The 18,621-nt window shown below is 45.9% G+C and carries 15 protein-coding genes; 13 read left to right on the top strand and 2 right to left on the bottom strand.

The window, feature by feature from the left end:
- The first annotated feature begins 283 nt into the window (after positions 1 to 283).
- The 6 genes from galE (at position 284) to rodA (ending at position 6,945) form a co-directional block, all read left to right on the top strand.
- Positions 284 to 1,309: a UDP-glucose 4-epimerase GalE gene (galE, locus tag ABDV94_RS10630; RefSeq protein WP_343747154.1), complete on the top strand. Its 1,026-nt coding sequence runs from the start codon at positions 284 to 286 to the stop codon at positions 1,307 to 1,309.
- Entirely contained in the window at positions 1,296 to 2,033 is a 738-nt protein-coding gene (locus tag ABDV94_RS10625) for a hypothetical protein (protein WP_343747153.1), read from the top strand. The genes galE and ABDV94_RS10625 overlap by 14 nt, the downstream gene beginning before the upstream one ends.
- Positions 2,034 to 2,099: 66 nt before the next feature.
- Positions 2,100 to 2,951 carry a rod shape-determining protein MreC gene (gene mreC / locus ABDV94_RS10620; protein WP_343747152.1) on the top strand — a complete coding sequence of 284 codons (852 nt, stop codon included), beginning with the start codon at positions 2,100 to 2,102 and terminating at the stop codon, positions 2,949 to 2,951.
- A gap of 33 nt (positions 2,952 to 2,984) precedes the next feature.
- Positions 2,985 to 3,470 carry a hypothetical protein gene (locus ABDV94_RS10615; protein WP_343747151.1) on the top strand — a complete coding sequence of 162 codons (486 nt, stop codon included), beginning with the start codon at positions 2,985 to 2,987 and terminating at the stop codon, positions 3,468 to 3,470.
- On the top strand, positions 3,467 to 5,353 hold the full coding sequence (locus tag ABDV94_RS10610) for a penicillin-binding transpeptidase domain-containing protein (RefSeq protein WP_343747150.1): 1,887 nt from the start codon (positions 3,467 to 3,469) through the stop codon (positions 5,351 to 5,353). The genes ABDV94_RS10615 and ABDV94_RS10610 overlap by 4 nt, the downstream gene beginning before the upstream one ends.
- A 194-nt stretch (positions 5,354 to 5,547) precedes the next feature.
- Positions 5,548 to 6,945, top strand: coding sequence for a rod shape-determining protein RodA (rodA, locus tag ABDV94_RS10605; protein ID WP_343747149.1), 1,398 nt, complete (start codon positions 5,548 to 5,550; stop codon positions 6,943 to 6,945).
- Positions 6,946 to 7,062: 117 nt separating this feature from the next.
- On the opposite strand, the gene ABDV94_RS10600 is transcribed toward rodA, so the two are convergent.
- Complete coding sequence (locus ABDV94_RS10600) at positions 7,063 to 7,764, bottom strand: DUF2490 domain-containing protein (protein ID WP_343747148.1); 702 nt, start codon at positions 7,762 to 7,764, stop codon at positions 7,063 to 7,065.
- Positions 7,765 to 8,190, bottom strand: a complete 426-nt coding sequence (locus tag ABDV94_RS10595) for a hypothetical protein (protein WP_343747147.1) — start codon at positions 8,188 to 8,190, stop codon at positions 7,765 to 7,767.
- Between the two features lie 182 nt (positions 8,191 to 8,372).
- Between ABDV94_RS10595 and ABDV94_RS10590 the strand changes: the two genes are divergently transcribed.
- The 7 genes from ABDV94_RS10590 to ABDV94_RS10560 all read left to right on the top strand — a co-directional run bounded on the left by ABDV94_RS10590 (position 8,373) and on the right by ABDV94_RS10560 (position 18,608).
- Positions 8,373 to 11,456 (top strand): CotH kinase family protein, encoded by a 3,084-nt coding sequence (locus ABDV94_RS10590; RefSeq protein ID WP_343747146.1) that lies wholly within the window; start codon positions 8,373 to 8,375, stop codon positions 11,454 to 11,456.
- A gap of 2 nt (positions 11,457 to 11,458) precedes the next feature.
- Complete coding sequence (locus ABDV94_RS10585; RefSeq protein WP_343747145.1) at positions 11,459 to 12,502, top strand: PorP/SprF family type IX secretion system membrane protein; 1,044 nt, start codon at positions 11,459 to 11,461, stop codon at positions 12,500 to 12,502.
- A gap of 212 nt (positions 12,503 to 12,714) precedes the next feature.
- The gene (purH, locus tag ABDV94_RS10580; protein ID WP_343747144.1) at positions 12,715 to 14,247 is read left to right on the top strand and encodes a bifunctional phosphoribosylaminoimidazolecarboxamide formyltransferase/IMP cyclohydrolase; all 1,533 of its coding nucleotides are present in this window, start codon (positions 12,715 to 12,717) and stop codon (positions 14,245 to 14,247) included.
- A 268-nt stretch (positions 14,248 to 14,515) separates the two neighbouring features.
- On the top strand, positions 14,516 to 15,739 hold the full coding sequence (locus ABDV94_RS10575; protein WP_343747143.1) for a hypothetical protein: 1,224 nt from the start codon (positions 14,516 to 14,518) through the stop codon (positions 15,737 to 15,739).
- A 380-nt stretch (positions 15,740 to 16,119) separates the two neighbouring features.
- Positions 16,120 to 17,145: a rod shape-determining protein gene (locus ABDV94_RS10570; protein WP_144332395.1), complete on the top strand. Its 1,026-nt coding sequence runs from the start codon at positions 16,120 to 16,122 to the stop codon at positions 17,143 to 17,145.
- A 282-nt stretch (positions 17,146 to 17,427) separates the two neighbouring features.
- Positions 17,428 to 17,823 carry a hypothetical protein gene (locus tag ABDV94_RS10565; RefSeq protein ID WP_343747142.1) on the top strand — a complete coding sequence of 132 codons (396 nt, stop codon included), beginning with the start codon at positions 17,428 to 17,430 and terminating at the stop codon, positions 17,821 to 17,823.
- Positions 17,820 to 18,608 (top strand): sensor histidine kinase, encoded by a 789-nt coding sequence (locus ABDV94_RS10560; RefSeq protein WP_343747141.1) that lies wholly within the window; start codon positions 17,820 to 17,822, stop codon positions 18,606 to 18,608. The genes ABDV94_RS10565 and ABDV94_RS10560 overlap by 4 nt, the downstream gene beginning before the upstream one ends.
- Positions 18,609 to 18,621: the final 13 nt, after the last annotated feature.

Below are 18,621 nucleotides of genomic sequence, written 5' to 3'. Positions count from 1 at the left end.
CTTTGTCTTTGGATTAGCAGGTGTTTTTTTGTTTAAAAGACGGATAGACATGTGTCTATTTGCACAGTCACAGTAAGGGATGCGCTGTTTTTCCGACATCCGGAAACACACCCGTTTTCCGGATCTTTTAAATAGCTTTTTCAGCCGGATAATCCTCTAAAATCACCCGTGCCGGTAACGTAGAAATGGCTATTCTGGTAAGTATTGACTCCTGCATGATACAACTTTAAACTTTGATTCCGATTCGCCGGAACGAACAGGAATTGAATTATCTTTACATCACATGAAAGAAAAGAAAGAAATTCTGGTTACGGGAGGAACGGGTTTCATTGGTTCCCACACAGTCGTAGAATTGTTGGAGCTCGGCTACCAGCCGGTGATTTTCGACAATTGCTCCAATTCCAGTAAAGCTATCGTGAAACAGATTTCCCTCATTACCGGGAAAGAATGCGCGTTTTACGAAGGAGATATGCGCGACAAGGCCTTACTGCGTTCCGTTTTTGAAAACCATTCCATTCAGGGCGTGATTCATTTTGCGGCCTTCAAAGCAGTGGCGGAATCCGTGGCGAAACCCCTGTACTATTACGACAACAATTTAATTTCTCTGCTCAACCTGTTTTCCCTGATGGAAGAATTCCAGGTGAACGAGCTGGTTTTTTCTTCTTCCTGTACGGTTTACGGTGTTGAAAACAGCATTGATCCGCTCACGGAAACCATGCCGATGGGAAAACCGAACTCGCCTTATGGCTGGACCAAGTGGATGGCAGAACAAATGCTCATGGACATTGCCGGGAAAAGCGATCTGCGTCCGGTGATTCTGCGCTATTTCAATCCGATCGGTGCGCATCCGGGTGGAAAACTCGGGGAAATGCCGAACGGCGTTCCGAATAACGTGCTTCCGTACATTACACAAACCGCAGCGGGATTGCGCGATGAGCTCACCATTTTCGGAAATGATTACCAAACACCCGACGGAACCTGTGTACGTGATTATATCCACGTAACGGACGTTGCAAAAGCACATGTGCGTGCGCTGGAATTCCAGGTAGAAGGAACTTTTGACGTATTCAACCTCGGAACAGGAAAGGGAACTTCGGTGCTGGAACTGGTGCGGATGTTTGAAAAAATGACCGGGAAACCGCTGAACTACAAATTCGGAGCGAGAAGACCCGGAGACGTGGATGCGCTCTACGCAGACGTGTCCAAAGCAGCGAAATTTTTAAACTGGACTGCCGAAAGAACCATAGAAGATGCTATTTTAGATGCGTGGAAATGGGAACAATACCGCTTGGAAAATGAAATTTCTTAAACTACTCATCTGCCTTCTTTTAGCGGTCCAGGGTCTGGCACAGCCTCATGGCAAAGATTCGAACTTTGTTTCGAGACACCGTCCGGGTTTTTTCTGGTATAACACGGGCTGGAGACCCGCAAAAGTCGGAAAACTACGAAAATATGACCGTTTGATCCTGGATGTGACCTACAACCAGCTCATGATGTCGGGAAGTGTGAAACAACATACAGCACGTTCCTTCGGATGCAATGTCAACACGATGTGGGACATTCCGATCACGAACGGAAATACGGTTTCCCTCGGAATCGGACTGGCGTATAAATTTCAGAAAACCGGCCCGAAAGGACTGTTCTTCCGGGATACTTCAGCGAGGTATACTCATTTTTATGCAGATTCCGGGTATACGGACTACCGCAAAAACACCTTCGGGAACCACATGCTGGCTATCCCGGTCGAATTCCGCTTCCGGACACCCCGGTGGCAGCACTTCAAAGTGCATGTGGGAGCATCGGTAGGTTATCGCTTGCAGACTTTTCAAAAGTTATGGGAAGAGAACAAACACCGTCCGATAAAAGACAAAGATCTGCCGGATGTAAACGGATTGGTTTACGGTGTGCATCTGCGGGTAGGAATCCGGAACCTGGCCTTGTTTGCTGATTATACGCTGGCGCCGCAATTCAAAAGCAGTAACAGTTCCAAAATCAACTCGTTAGCGTTCGGGCTGTCACTTTCGATTTTTTAGAGTACATTGTCAAATAAAAATTCATTTGACACAGTAGAAAATCGTTTATCTGACTAATTTTGTGGCATGCGCAATTTGATCGCTTTTTTCAAACGATTTCAGATCTTCCTGGTCTTCGTGTTACTGCAGGTAGTGGCTCTTTCCGCTTATGTGCAGTACTCGGATTTTGCGCGTTTGCAGTTTTTCTCCAGCGCCTCCAAAATCAACGGCGGCTTGTTTGAAGTGAGAAACGCCGTTGCGAAGCATTTCAACCTCGAAAAAACCAACCGCAAACTGGAATGGGAAAATGCGCAACTTCGTGCAAAACTGAAAGAGTCAAACTACAAAGTGGGGCGCGATTTCATCCAGATCGAAGATACCAATTACCACCAGCAATACAAGTACATTCCGGCAGTGGTGATCAACAATACCTACGATAAACGCAACAACTACATGACGATCGATATCGGGAAAAACCACGGCATCCAAAAAGGATGGGGAGTGATTTCCTCGAAAGGAGTGGTCGGAATCGTTCACCTGGTAGGAGATTCCTATGCATTGGTGAAAACCATCCTGTCCAAAAATATCAACGTAGATGTCAGCATGCGCGATGGTGGAGCTTTCGGCTTACTGAAATGGGACGGTGTGAATCCGAAGATTTGCCAGGTGACGGGAATTTCCAACGATATTTCGATTAAAAAATTCACGAAAGTAATTACCCGCGGAGGTTCCGGAATCTATCCGAAAGGAATCCCGGTGGGAGTGATTACCAAACGAAAAACCATTGAGGGAAAACCATTGTGGGATTTACAGGTACGCATTGCAGAAGATTTCCGCACGATTCAGAACGTCTACGTGATCAAAAACGTGATGCTGGACGAACTGCGGGAACTGGAAGAAAAAATACCTGTAGATAAAGAAGAAGACGGAGATTTGTAAGTGAATAATTTTGTTTTAAATAGCATCCGGTTTGTGTTGTTTGTACTTTTCCAGGTACTCGTTCTGAATAATGTGGAGCCGGGACTGGGATTGTACATCATGATCTATCCCTTGTTTATTTTCATGCTCCCGTTCCAGATGGGAACCGTGCCGCTGATGCTGTTGAGTTTTGCCTTCGGTTTGGTGATCGATTCGTTCTCCAATACGTTTGGATTGCATGCATCCAGTGCGGTCGTGATGGCATTTTTCCGTCCGTTGATCTTTAAATGGCTTTCCCCGCGTGACGGGTATGAAAATATCGAATCGATCAGTGTTTACTCAATGGGCGGGCGCTGGTTTTTGTTCGCATACGGAACCTTGCTGCTGATTCATCACACCTGGTTCTTTTCCATCGAATCGTTCAAACTGAATGAATTTTTGTGGGTTTTGCTGAAAATTGGATTGAGTGTGCCGAGTTCATTTTTGCTAAGTTTATTGGTGCAGTTTATTTTCATCTCTAATAAAAAGGCAGTACGATGAATTTGGACGGAAGAAAATACGTCATCCTGGTGTTTTTCATCCTGGTTGGGTCTATTTACCTGATCCGCCTTTTCTTCATGCAGGTGGTGGATGACTCCTGGAAACTGAGAGCACAGGAAATCGCCGAAAAACGAAAAGAAATCACACCTCCGCGGGGAATTGTCTTCGACCGGAACGGAAAGAAAGTGGTCACGAACCGCAGTTACTACAACCTCATGATGAAAGAGGAAGATATCCGCGATTTCGATACCGTTGCTTTTGCAGAATTGGTGGGCTGGACAAAGCAGGAGGTGAAAGACCGTTTTTACCAGATTCGCAAAGGAGAAGGGAAATACCGCAATCCGAATACCGGGAGATTGCAGGAAAACTACCAGAAACAGCGCGCTTATCCCTTCATCAAAGAACTCACGATCGACGAAATCACGCGGATTGCACCGCATTTGGAGAAATTCCCCGGTTTTTTTGAAGACCTCACCTCAATGCGGAATTACCCGTATGCCGGAGGAGCAAATATTTTCGGCTACCTGAACGAGGTGTCGAAAGAAGAAATTGAAGAAGACCATTTTTACCGCCCGGGAGACCAGATCGGAAGAGCCGGAATTGAACGCTATTACGAAAAACAACTCCGCGGACGAAAAGGAATCAAGTATATTGTGACTTCTGCGTTGAACAATGCCATTGAGTCATACGCCGACGGAAAATACGATACCCTGGCACAGCAGGGGCCGGCATTGCACCTGGGACTGGATATCCAGTTGCAGGTCTACGGAGAAAAACTGATGCAGAACAAACGCGGTTGCATCGTGGCAATCGAACCGAAAACGGGAGAAATCCTGGCATTGGTTTCCGCTCCGAGTTTTGACCCGAACATATTGGTCGGAAGACGGAATATCGGGATGAACTACCCGAAGTTGTTGCTGGATGAAGGCAAACCCTTGTACCCGCGTCCGCTGGCGGCAGAATATCCTCCGGGATCCATTTTCAAGTTATTGCAGTCACTGATCGGTTTGCAGGAAGGTGTCATCACTCCGGAATCCGGTTTTCCATGTACAAAATCCATGGTGGGCTGTCACAACCACCCCAATGCAACGAACCTTCCGGACGGAATCAAACATTCATGCAACCCGTATTTCTACTACGTAATGCGCCGCATCATCCAGCAGGGGAAAAAGAAATCCATTTTTGCAGATGCGGAATTGGGGCTGAACGAATGGTACGATTACATCATGAGTTTCGGACTCGGAAGCCAGTTTGAAACAGACGTAACAGGTATGCGTTCCGGATTGATCCCGAATTCGGCCTATTATGACAAGTGGTACGGGCACAATACCTGGGCTTTTTCCACCATCCGTTCCATTTCGATCGGTCAGGGAGAGGTGAAAGTAACGCCGCTTCAAATGGCGAATATTGCAGCCATTATTGCAAACCGGGGATGGTATTACACGCCGCATTTTGTGCGTTCGGTCGGAAATGACGGAGCGCTTCCGCAATTCAAAACGGTACACAAAACAAAAGTGGATCCGGTTCACTACGAACCGGTCATTGAAGGAATGCGCAGAGCGGTTTATGAACCCGGTGGTACTGCAAAAAAAGCACAAGTTGAGGGAATGATCGTTTGTGGAAAAACAGGGACGGCACAAAATCCGCACGGAGAAGATCACTCGGTATTTATCTCATTTGCTCCGATGGACAATCCGAAAATTGCGATTGCGGTGTTCATTGAAAATGCAGGATTTGGAGGTGTTTGGGCCGCTCCAACTGCCAGCTTAATGATGGAGAAATACATCTACAGAAAGGTAAAGGATAAGGCAAAGGAACAACTGATTGTTTCTGCAAACCTGTTGAATATGAAGGCGAAGCCGAAAAAGAAGAGCCAGCATTAGCTGGTGAAGACTGAGTCATGACAAAGGTTAGTGCGGAAATGATGATGGAGAAAAATGCTTCTGATAAAAGAACAAGCGTTAGTGCGGTTCTCAAAGAGGAACATGAAGTTGAAACCTCTGATTGGAGACGGTTTTGAATGGAGAATAAAGAACGAAGTAATGGAACATTGCTTGAATTGAAGAAACAAAAGTAAATGAGAAGAGGGGATTCACTGACACAGCATATTGACTGGTGGCTGCTAGCGATAGTAGTGATCATGCTGGGTATGGGGGTTGCCAACGTTTACTCGGCGGCCTATAATCCGGATCATCCGAGCATTTTCGATTTTTCCCAGAAATATGGAAAACAGATTATGTGGGTTGGAATCTCCGGATTCCTGGGTTTTTTGGTCTTCCTCATCGATTCGGATATTTACCGGAAATTTGCCATCCCGATTTACCTCTTCTGCTTCTCGTTATTGATTGTGGTACTCTTTACCCCACCGATCAACGGAGCCAGAGCCTGGTTGGGAATCGGTTCGTTAGGGATTCAGCCTGCCGAATTTATGAAGATCGGAACGGCCATTGCCCTTTCGCGCTATATTTCTACTGTAAACGTTAAAAATCAGAATATTCAGACGGTCCTGGCGGCATTGGCCATTGTCATGGTTCCGATGGTGCTCATTTTGCTTCAGCCCGATGCCGGAACGTTTGTGGTCTTCACGTCATTTTTCTTCGTTTTGTACCGCGAAGGAATCACCTTTGATCCGCTGGTATTGCGAATCGTGAATGCATTTCCGGGTGTTCGTTTTAAGGAAACCTGGGTCGGAAGCCACTTTATCCCGATCTTGTTCTACGTTGTCTTCCTGTCGATTGTCACGCTTTTAATGAGCAGCAACAAGTACGAATTCACCTTCATGCGCGGGGTTTTGATTCCCGGGTTTTACGGCGTTGTGTCCGTGATTACGCTGATTGCCCTGGTTGCCTACCTGATTTTGCGCTGGATTTCCTCCAAACGCGATCACCGGAGAGTATTGCTGATCATTATTTCCGGCTGGCTGATGTCTTTGGCGGTATCTGCAACCGTCAACTTCTCGTTTTCGAGCCTTGCTCCGCACCAGAAAGACCGCATTGAGCTGGTATTGGGTCTGCGAAAAGATGATGACGGAAAGGATTACAACCGGAATCGTGCAATGGCGGCTGTTGGTTCCGGTGGACTTTTCGGAAAAGGATATAAAAAAGCGAGTGTTGCCAGCGTGCGTTCCAACCACGTTCCGGAAAGTGAAACCGACTTTATCTTTTGTCCGCTGGCAGAAGAGTGGGGTTTCATGGGCAGTTTGGTGATCGTTATTCTATTCATGGGCATGTTGTTCCGGATCATTGTGATTGCCGAACGTCAGCGTTCTACATTTAACCGGGTGTATGCCTATTGTGTGGCAATGATCATCTTCTATCACTTTGCCGTTAATATCGGGATGAATATCGGGTTAGCGCCGGTAATCGGAATTCCGTTGCCGTTCTTCAGCTATGGAGGTTCCTCGCTGATGTCCTTCTCCATGCTCTTGTTCATTCTGCTGAAACTAGACAGCCAGCGCAGGGATGTGCTTTTTTAAGTGAAAATTGAAAATTTACAATTGAAAAGGGGCTTCGACTCCGTTCAGCCCTCCGGAATCCGGTTTTACAGGTAAAGAAAGAGTATACTAGCTGGCAGAGCAGAGTCGAAACCAGCGTTATTCTTCCTCCTCTTTTTTCTGCTTCTTTTTGGCTTTCTTCCACTCGTAGGTGTATTCCAAAGAAAGGATGTGCTCGTTGTAATTGTTTTTGGCGTTAAACTTCTTTCCGAAATAATAGGTCACGCTCAATTCATTGGAGCCCGGCAGGTTGAAATCAAGCGAAGCACTGTAGCGTACGCGGTCGAAACGTTGTCCGTAAGGCCCGTAAACCGGGTTGTAGAAAAATTCGACACCTACTTTCGGAGTGATTTTTGACTTCGGCTTGTTCCATTCCACATACGGTTTGATCCGGAATGAAGGATCGAGATCACCCCCGGTAGTCATATAACCACCAATGTACATTTGGTAGCGGAACCGTGCCCCGATTTTGAACTGCTGAATTTTTTTCCTGAAATCCAGGTTGAAATTCAAACGGTGGCTGTTGTCAAAAATCCGGTTTTCGTCGTAGTTCGTTACCAGGCGATATTCCACAGAAGGTTTGAACCAGTCGAGTTTGGTGTATTTCAAACTGACTTCCTGGTACAGGGTTTTCACTTGTCCGTAGTCGTTCAGACGTAAATTCGTATTCAGGTTTACTTCCAGGTCATACTTGATTTTACGCGAAACACCGGCACTGAACCAAAACTGCCCCCGGGTACTCTGACTCCACGCTGCGGTACAACAAACCAGGAAAAGCGTGAGAATGGCCAGGATTCTCATTTAGTTCTTGATTAGCGTAATAGTACCGATATCGACATTTTCCTTCTTCCCGACAGTCACTTTCGTACTCACAGCTTCGAAGGTATTGTAATCGTCATCGTTGTTCGGAATGTTGTTTCCCGGATGGAAAATCTTACTGTACCCGAAAATGGTATAATTGCCCGGTTGTAAAAATTCAAATTTGAACGAACCGTCATAGGAAGCCTCTATTTTGTCATTATACATGGTGTTTCCGTCACCGTAAATGATATACAAATTTTCCTTGGCTCCGGGATAGCTGACCGTATCGGTGCAGATCCCATTGATGTATAAGCGTTCGTGAACAAGCACATTTCCTGAGATAGAAGAACGGCCGCCCTGACCTTCTACTTTTTTGCATGAAATAAGAACGGATAAGATGGAAAGTCCGAAAATTAGTTTTTTCATTCGTCTAGCATAGTTTATTGATTCACAATATTAAGAGAATTTTAATCAAATACGAGCCATGAAATAAGGAATTGTGAAATAAAAAAGAAATTCCCGGCTACTTTTCGTGAAATTTTACGTCTAGTGTTTGGATTATAACAAGAAAGATTCGTAACATTAAGCACTCTAAACAGAAACTACACATGAAATTGCTATCTCTCTTTAAAACAGCTTGTTTTGTGTTGCTGCTATTCACGGTTAAAAATGCAACCTCCCAAGTAGTTATTAATGAATATTCCTGTTCCAATATAACTGGTCCGATGGATGCGTTCGGAGAACGCGAAGATTGGGTCGAATTGTATAATGCTGGTTCTGCAGCAGTTGACCTCACGGGATATTATTTGTCGGATAATGACAACAACCCTCAAAAATGGCAGATTCCTTCCGGGTCGATTGCTGCCGGCGGATACAAAATGGTATACTGCAGCGGAAGAGGAGTGGTGTCCGGAAACGAGCTGCATCCGAGTTTCAACCTGGCACAGACATCGAATGAATGGTTCATTCTGACAAGTCCCACAGGTGTTACGGTGGATTTTGTGGAACTGACCCAGATGACCAAACAGGATCATTCGATTGGTCGTCAGACAAATGGGGCAACGACCTGGAGATTGTTTACAACGCCTACTCCGAACGCTTCGAATACGGGAGGAATTAACTTTTATACGGCAACTCCTGTTTTCAGTGTGGCTCCGGGATTCTATTCCGCTACTCAGACGATTACCATCACGTGTCCGGACCCAACAGCGACCATCCGTTACACAACCGATGGCTCCGATCCGACAACAACTTCAACGCTCTACTCCGCACCGGTTTCAATCACGACCACCAAAGTGCTTCGTGCAAAAGCGTTTTCTGCCAATCAACCTAGTTTTACCAAGTCGGGAACCTACTTTATTAATGTAAACCACACCGTTCCGGTTATTTCCATCGCAGGAGCAGGAAGTAATTCCGTATCCACTTTGCTGAACGGAAACGGTTCGATCAAACCACAGGGATTCTTCGAATTGTGGGAAGCAGATAAATCCTTTGCTGATAACGGGGAAGGAGAATTCAATAAGCACGGAAACGATTCCTGGTTTTACGATCAGCGCGGATTCGACTTTATCATGCGCGATGAATTCGGTTATAACCACGAAATTGAACACCAGATTTTCCCGAATAAAACAAGAGATCATTTCCAGCGTTTGATTTTGAAAGCAGCTGCGAACGACAACTATTCGTTCGAAACCGGGGGAGCACACATCCGCGATGCTTTTGTGGCACAACTTTCTCAAAATGCAAAACTGAAATTGGATGAACGTACCTGGAGACCTTGTGTGATCTACGTTAACGGACAATATTGGGGAGTTTACGAGATTCGCGAGAAAGTAGACGATCATGACTTTACGAAATACTATGACAACCAGGATAAATTCCATTTACAATATTTGAAAACCTGGGGTTCTACCTGGGAAGAGTACGGGTCTCCGAATGCCATTCCGGCCTGGAACAGTTTACGGACTTACATCAACACCAATAACATGGGAGTTGCTGCCAATTTCAATTACGTAGACAGTTTGCTGAACTGGGAGTCGCTGGTAGATTACTTCGTACTCAATTCGTATGTGGTTACCCAGGACTGGCTGAACTGGAACACTGCGTGGTGGCGTGGAACCGATCCGAACGGAGATAAGAAAAGGTGGCGCTATACTTTATGGGATATGGATGCCACATTCGGACATTACATTAATTATACGGGGATTCCGGATGCTTCTGCCAATGCCGATCCATGTAACGTAGAAAACCTTCCGAATCCCGGAGGCCAGGGGCATACAGCTATCCTGCAGAAACTGATCAATGAAAACCCGACGGTGAAACAATACTACATTTCGCGCTACATTGATTTGGTCAATACCCATTTCTCCTGTACCTATATGAATAACTTGCTGGACAGTATGATCAACCAGATTACTCCCGAAATGCCGCAGCAATGTACCAGATGGGGAGGAACGATGGCAGGCTGGCAGGCAAATGTGCAGGCACTGAGAAATTTCATCAACCAGCGATGTGCAGCTCTGAACCAGGGAATGACGGATTGCTACCAGGTTACCGGCCCGAATGCGATTGTCGTAACGGTGAGTCCTGTAAACTCGGGAGAAGTGAAGGTAAACTCGATTTGGGCTCCTTCTTATCCGTGGAATGCAAACTATTTCGGAGGAATTCAAACGAACCTGATTGCGCGCCCGCTTACGGGCTATGTGTTCTCCCATTGGGAGTATACGGCAAATACCATGACGGCTCCGAACGCGCAGGATACGAACTCAATGGATATTGTCGCGCCGGTAACAATCACAGCAGTGTTTATTGCTGACAACCCGGATCTGGACGGCGACGGTTGTTTGAATGTGGATGAAATTGCGGCTGGAACCGATCCGAATAACCCGGATACCGATGGTGACGGTGAAAGTGACTGTGCGGAAATCGGTCCTGATCCTGCCAATCCGCTGGATTCGGATGGAGATGGAATTATCGATGCATTGGAATCCAGTACGACAGATACAGACGGTGATGGCGTGAACGATGAAAGTGATCCTGCGAACACCGATCCATGTATCCCGAATCCGAATGCCGGCCCTTGTGACCAGGATGGCGACGGTTTGACCAACGCCCAGGAAACAACAGCAGGAACGAATCCAACGAACCCGGATACAGACGGTGACGGAATCAACGACGGAGATGAGGTGACCAACGGAACCAACCCGCTTGATCCGTGTGATCCGCCAAATACGACACCGCAGTGTAATATTGATACGGATGGTGACGGAATCCTGGATGGAACCGAAGCGCTTTACGGAACCGATCCGAACAACCCGGATACGGACGGCGATGGAATCAATGATGGTGATGAAATTGCAAACGGAACGAATCCGCTGGATCCATGTGATCCGAATCCTGCAGGAGCAAACTGCTTCAAAGGGTTCCACATGCCTACGGCTTTCTCACCGAATGGTGATGGATTGAATGATTACCTGGCACCTCGCATCGGACGGGATGTGGTATCGTTTACATGGTATTTGTATGATCGCTGGGGGAACCGGATGGTCGTAAGTTCCGATCCGAATTTCAAATGGGATGGAATCTTCAACGGAGTGAAAGTAAATACGGGTGTTTATGCATACCAGGCTACGGTGGTTTTCGCTGACGGTAAAAAAGAAACATACACCGGTAACGTAACTGTAACAAGATAATCATGAGAGCAAAAAGCATACTAGCACTGATGATTCTGACAGGTTTGTCTGCCAGTGCCCAGGATTTTCATGTTACCCAGATTCTCCAGTCCCCGAATTTACTGAACCCCGGAGCTGTTGGGGTGTATGACGGCTGGGAACGGGTTGCGGTGCAGCACCGTAACCAATGGCTGGGTGGTGGTACTACTTACATGACAACCGGTATTAACGCGGATGCCAATTTTTTCAAAAGTGACCGGAATCCCAAAGCTCATCTCGGAGCAGGGATTCAGTTCTACAATGATATTGCCGGGAATTCCGGCTACGGTCTGCAGACAGGATCCCTGATTGTTTCGGGGATTCTGCCGGTAGGTAACGGAAGTCAGTTGTCTCTGGGAATCCAGGGGGGAATCGGCAACCGTTCCGGGAATATGTCGCGCTTGATCTACGATTCGCAGTGGAACGGAAACGATGCGTATGATCCGACTCTCACAAGCGGCGAAACCGGAAGTTTGAGTTCCTTTATCTATATGGATGCTTCGGCAGGAATCTTCTACCAGTTTGACGGTGGTCAGAGCACCTTTGCCCGGAACAACGACATCAAACTCCAGGCGGGATTTGCCGGGTATCATTTAAATGCACCGACTCTGAGATACCGCACAGGTTCGGAAGAACAGCTGGCGCGCAAGTATGTGGCAATGGTCAAATACTCAATGGATATTCCGGACAGTAAATTGGCTTTCGATGCCCAGTTTGCCCAATTTATCCAGGGCGGTCATTATGAGTCAATCCTGGGGTTGATTCTGCGCCGCCGTTTCCAGGATGGAGGAAAGATCACGGGCATCAACCAGGATGCGTTCCTGGGACTGGGAGTGTATACGCGTTTGAAGGATGCGATTGCTCCTACGATGCAAATTGACTGGCGCGGATTTCATTTTGGTGTTTCGTATGATCTGACCTTGTCCGCATTGCGGTATGGATATAAAGGCGGAAGTTTGGAGCTTTCGCTGAGTTATACCAATCTGAATAATGCCATCTTTAAGACCAGGAGAAAAGGGTTTAGATAAGCATTTTTCGTTTTGGGGGATAAGTGCAAGGATATCCACCACCTACCCGGGTAAGTAAATAAAAACCCGTTTTAACGCCTTTTTTAGGGAATGATACTGCTGGCCTTCAGGAGAGTGACAATTAATTATCCGCAAACTACAACGTTTTTCCATTTAAAAAACGTACTTTTGCGCCCTCAAATCAGGTTGATTTGCAGGTGTAAATTCGAAATATGGAAAACGCAAAGAAAATTACAGGAGCTTTAATTTCAGTTTATTACAAAGATGGGCTGGAGCCGATTGTACGTAAATTGCACGAAGAAAACGTAGTGATTTACTCAACGGGAGGAACACAAACATTCATCGAAGGTTTGGGAATTCCTGTGATTCCGGTTGAATCCATGACTTCTTATCCTGAAATTTTCGGTGGACGTGTAAAAACATTGCACCCGGCAATTTTCGGCGGAATCCTGCACAGAAGAAACCTGCAGGGAGATTTAGACCAGGCAAAGCAGTTCAACATTCCGACCATTGATTTGGTAATCGTTGACCTGTACCCGTTTGAAGAAACCGTTGCTTCCGGTGCGGAACACCAGGCAATTATCGAGAAAATCGACATCGGTGGAATCTCTTTGATCCGTGCGGCAGCGAAAAATTACCAGGATGTAGTGATTATCCCGTCCGTGAACCAGTATGCAGAATTCCTTTCGATTTTGAACGAGCAGGGAGCGACAACCAGCCTGGAGCAACGGAAACAGTTCGCGAAACTGGCATTCATGGTTTCCTCTCATTACGATACACACATCTTCAACTACTTTAACGAAGGAGAAGAAACTCCGGTGTTCAAGCAAAGTATTTTGCAGAGCCAGTCGTTGCGTTACGGTGAGAACCCGCATCAGAAAGGATGGTTCCATGGAGATTTCGCCGCGATGTTTGACCAGATCCATGGAAAAGAACTTTCCTATAATAACTTGCTAGATGTAGACGCGGCAGTGCAGCTGATGGCTGAGTTTGAGAAAAACGATCCGACATTTGCGATCCTGAAACACAACAACGCATGCGGATTGGCAACACGCGCTACATTGGCTCAGGCATATGCTGATGCATTGGCTGGCGATCCGACTTCTGCTTTCGGGGGAATCCTGATTGCAAACAGAATTATTGATGCCGAAACGGCTAACCTGATCAACGACCTGTTCTGTGAGGTGGTAATTGCTCCGGGATTTGAAGCGGCAGCAGAAGAAATTCTGAAAAGCAAGAAAAACCGCATTTTATTGATCCAAAAATCAGTGGAATTGCCGAAACGCCAGTTCAGAACATTACTGAACGGGGTTCTGGAGCAAGATAAAGACATGCTTTCTGAAACCGCAGGCAGCTTTGAGCCGAGAACAAAGACGGTTCCTACCGCGCAGGAAGTGGAAGACCTGATTTTTGCAAACAAACTGGTGAAGCATACCAAATCCAACACCATTGTTCTGGCAAAGAACGGGCAATTGATTGCAAGCGGAACCGGACAAACTTCCCGCGTAGATGCATTGCGTCAGGCAATCGAGAAAGCAAAATCATTCGGGTTTGATCTGAAAGGAGCGGTGATGGCATCCGATGCATTCTTCCCGTTCCCGGATTGTGTTGAAATTGCACATCTGGCAGGAATCACAGCAGTCGTTCAACCGGGAGGATCAATCAAAGACGAGCTATCGATCGACTATTGTAATGAAAACGGAGTGGCGATGGTATTCACCGGAAACAGACATTTCAAACATTAAATAGAAAAGGAATAATCAGGAAGGGAGCTTCAGGCTCCCTTTTTTCGTTTTTGGTGACTAAGATTTTTACTTTTTTTAACGAAAACTTTACATAAGCCTTGGTACTGTTGGGATACAGAGATTTTAAGATCCTTTTAATTTTAGTCCAAAGTTCCTTTTTACACATTGAAAACCACCAAACAGGTCTTTTGGCATTCTTTAATATTTCGGAAGAAAACCGCACAATAACTTTGCCCGTAAATAGGTCGTATTACTAATTTGGAAACGTATGAAATTGGCTTTGCTTTTATTCCTTACATTATCAACCAGCCCACTGTTATTTGCACAATATCAATATAAGATTGATTTAAATTCGCCGCAGGGTGAAGGCAAATCATATCTGTCTGCCATTGAGAATTACATACCGAATACCTATAACCGGACAGTTAGTGACAGCTACATTCAGTTCAGTACGGAAATTAACTACACAGTACATTTTGTAGACTCTGTTGCACATCTCGCAGGAGTTCCGGCGGGAAGTGTGGTTCGATCCAAAGGTCAGCCTCAAATCATTGAAAAAGTAGGAGGGGTTAATTGTTCTTCGGCAGAACAGATTTGTACAAATTCGTCCCTTCCGGGAAACAGTTCGGGTGCGGGAATCCAGGAATTGAATAACACCAACCGCGGATGTTTGAACAGTGAGCACCAATCTTCCTGGTACTATATCAATATCCAGGTCGGAGGGTCGTTGTCATTCCGAATCAATCCAAGCTCCAGCTCAGATTACGACTTCGCGGTATGGGGGCCGTTCACAGCAGCAAACGCCAGCGCAAACTGTCCGCCGGTAACAGCACCGATTCGCTGTTCTTACGCAGCAGGAACCGGAAGTACCGGAATTCGCGTAGGAGAAACAAATACAACAGAAGGTTCAGGTGGAACCGGATGGGTGAATGCACTGAATGTGAGTGCAAACCAGGTATATATCTTGTTGATTGATAACTTCAGTAATTCAGGAGTTGGTTATAACTTTGATTTTAACTGGGGAACGAATATCTCCACGGCAGTGATCGGGTGTATTCCGGTTACCTTGCCGGTTGAAATGGCAGGATTCTCCGGAAGCTATTCTTCGAATGTGAATACCCTGAAATGGTATACTGAAACAGAATTGAACAACGATTATTTCGAAGTTGAATGGACAACCACACCGGGAGAAAGCGCCTCCTGGAACAGAATCGACGCAATTGACGGAGCAGGAAACAGCGAATCCCGTTTGGATTACTCCATCAATCACTATAATTATGCGCGCAATACGATCAATTATTACCGCATCAAACAAGTAGATTACAACGGGCAAACACGGACTTATCCAACATACGTTTCGATCGACAACCGACTGAAATCGGAAAAACTGGTGAAGGTGGTGAACCTCTTCGGGCAGGAAGTCTCCGAATCGGAAAAAGGAGTGGTGATTTATGTGTACGACGATGGAACCACGGAAAAGAGAATCAATTGATTTGAACTGAAACACAAATAACAGGAAAGGTATCTGATCGGTTGACAGGTACCTTTTTTCGTTTGTTTTGAGAAGCAAGGGTTCAAAGAGTTCAATTTGAACTTTTCCAGGGTATGGATCGATTCCTTCCTGTTCCGAACAGAACTCACCATCACCGCTGTTTTGGAGTACCGCTTTTTATTTTACCGGGTCGGAAACCGGGGTAATGAGCTTGTTTTTCCGCGTCTTACGGAGATTTTAAATCTGAATTGTTGAAATCAGAATTTCTTTCTGCAAATTCGAATATCCTTTTAAGCATATTTCGATTATTTAATCTAATTTTGTAACAATTTCCCGGAATTCACGAATAAAGGGATCAAACGCAAAAAGGAGCGCGCTAGATGGGATTGTTTAATTTTCTGACACAAGAAATTGCTATTGACTTAGGTACTGCAAACACACTGATTATCATGAATGATAAAGTAGTTGTGGATGAGCCTTCAATCGTAGCGAAAGATATTCAAACGGGTAAAGTTGTTGCGATCGGTAAGAAAGCACAGCAGATGCACGGAAAAACACACAAATTAATTGAAACTGTCAGACCGTTGAAAGATGGTGTGATTGCAGATTTCCAAAGTGCGGAACAAATGATTCGCGGGTTTATCAAAATGATCAATCCGGGAAGAAAGATGTTCAATCCTACCCTGCGCATGGTGATTTGTATTCCTTCCGGAATTACAGAAGTAGAGAAACGTGCCGTACGTGACTCCGCTGAACACGCGGGTGCAAAAGAAGTATACCTGATCCACGAGCCGATGGCTGCAGCGATCGGTATCGGTATCGACGTAGAAGAACCAATGGGGAACATGATCATCGATATCGGTGGAGGAACATCCGAAATTGCCGTGATCGCATTGGGGGGAATCGTGTGTGACAAATCAATCCGTATTGCAGGAGATGATTTCACATCAGACATCGAAGAATACATGCGCCGTCAGCACAACATCCTGGTTGGTGAGCGTACAGCAGAACAAATCAAGATCGAAGTAGGAGCTGCATTGCCTGAATTGGAGAACCCGCCGGCAGATTTCGCAGTTCGTGGTCGTGACTTAATGACCGGGATTCCGAAAGAGATCATCATTACATATTCCGAAGTAGCACACGCACTGGATAAAACAATCTCCAAGATCGAAGAAGCGATTTTGAGTGCATTGGAGCAAACGCCGCCGGAACTTTCTGCGGATATTTACAAAACAGGAATCTACCTGGCAGGAGGTGGTTCGATGCTGCGCGGTTTGGATCGTCGTATCAACGAAAAAACAAAACTGCCGGTACACATTGCAGAAGATCCGTTAAGAGCAGTAGCACGCGGAACGAGCATTGCGTTGAAAAACCTGGATCGATTCCAGTTCCTGATCAAAGACTAAAAGGAAACAACATACACATTAAAAAGAGTCGGGGCGAAAAATTTTTCGCCCCGACTCTTTTTGTTATATTGCCGCATGAATCACTAACCAGACGAATCATCGTTACCGCTTTGCTTCTCATTCCGCTCGGTTCCTTGGCGCAAGAATCCGATGCTGCGTATTCCAGGTGCTCTTTTTCAATCCGGGCAAAGTACCCTTTCGATTTAAAAAATAGCGCAGTGTTTCCAAAATAACTGATTTCTTTTGCAAAAGAATTGTCCTACATTTGCTTAAAGTGACACTATGAAGATTCCTGAAAACGCACACTCTTTAAGATGCTACTTTACCTGGATGGGTGAGGACGGAATTGCCCGAACCAAAGTAAAACCAGGGTCGGAAGTGGTTTTGGAAGATGCGCAGGAAAACTCCGTCGTGGTAAATGGTTTTTATGTCGACCGGAAATTCCCTCTGATGATCGACGCGCGTGGAATCAAATCCATCTCGCGTGATGCGCGAAACTTCTTCACGACTAACGGAAGGGCAACCAATACACTGGCTTTTGCCATCCTGATCGACTCATCCGTCAGTAAAGTGGTCGGAAACTTTTTCCTGGGAATCAACAAACCGGCTGTGCCGACCAAGTTATTCCTGGATGAAACCAGTGCTGCGGAGTGGTTGAAGAAATTTAAGGTCAAATGAATTCCGAAGAAGCCAGATATATCCAGGAACGTACCAATGCGATATTGGATGTCATCATGGCTTATGCCCGTTTGGATTTTACCCGGAAAACAGTCATTACCGATCAGGGCGACGTTTTTGATGCCATTGCATCAGGGGTGAACATGCTGGGAGAAGAACTGGAAAATTCCGTGATCACCCTCCAGGAGCGGGAAGCTTTGCTGCAGGAAGTGCACCACCGGGTCAAAAACAACCTTCAGATCATTTCCAGTCTGATGAGCCTGCAGGCTTCCTATACCAAGGACGAGAAGTTTCTGGCTATGATCCGCGAATGCAGGAACCGCATTATCTCCATGTCGATGATCCACGAAATGCTCTACCGGACGAAAGATTTGAGCCGGATCCAGGTTTCGGACTATATCAAAACATTGGGATTGAGCATTCACAGTTCCTTCTCGCGGCAAGACGCGGCCGTTTCGTTTTCCTACGATATTGATGACCAGATTTACCTCGAAGCAGACCGGATGATTCCCATCGGGTTGATTGTCAATGAAGCAGTGAGCAACAGCTTTAAATATGCCTTTCCCGGCCGTCCCGGGTTGATCGATATTACCTTTATTACTTCGGATGACTTTTATTTGCTGAAAATCAAAGACGATGGAGTAGGATTGCCGGATCAAATCCAAACGGAAGACTTTGAAAGCCTGGGAATTCAATTGATCAAAGCCTTATCCGACCAGCTTTCGGCAGAATTGGTCATTTTGAGAGACCAGGGCCTGGGTTATGAACTACGTTTTTTAAGGTAGAATGGATCATTGA

The sequence above is a fragment of the Fluviicola sp. genome, assembly GCF_039596355.1.
In the GTDB taxonomy this organism is placed as follows: Bacteria; Bacteroidota; Bacteroidia; order Flavobacteriales_D; family Crocinitomicaceae; genus Fluviicola.
This window is presented reverse-complemented; position numbering and strand designations above follow the sequence as displayed.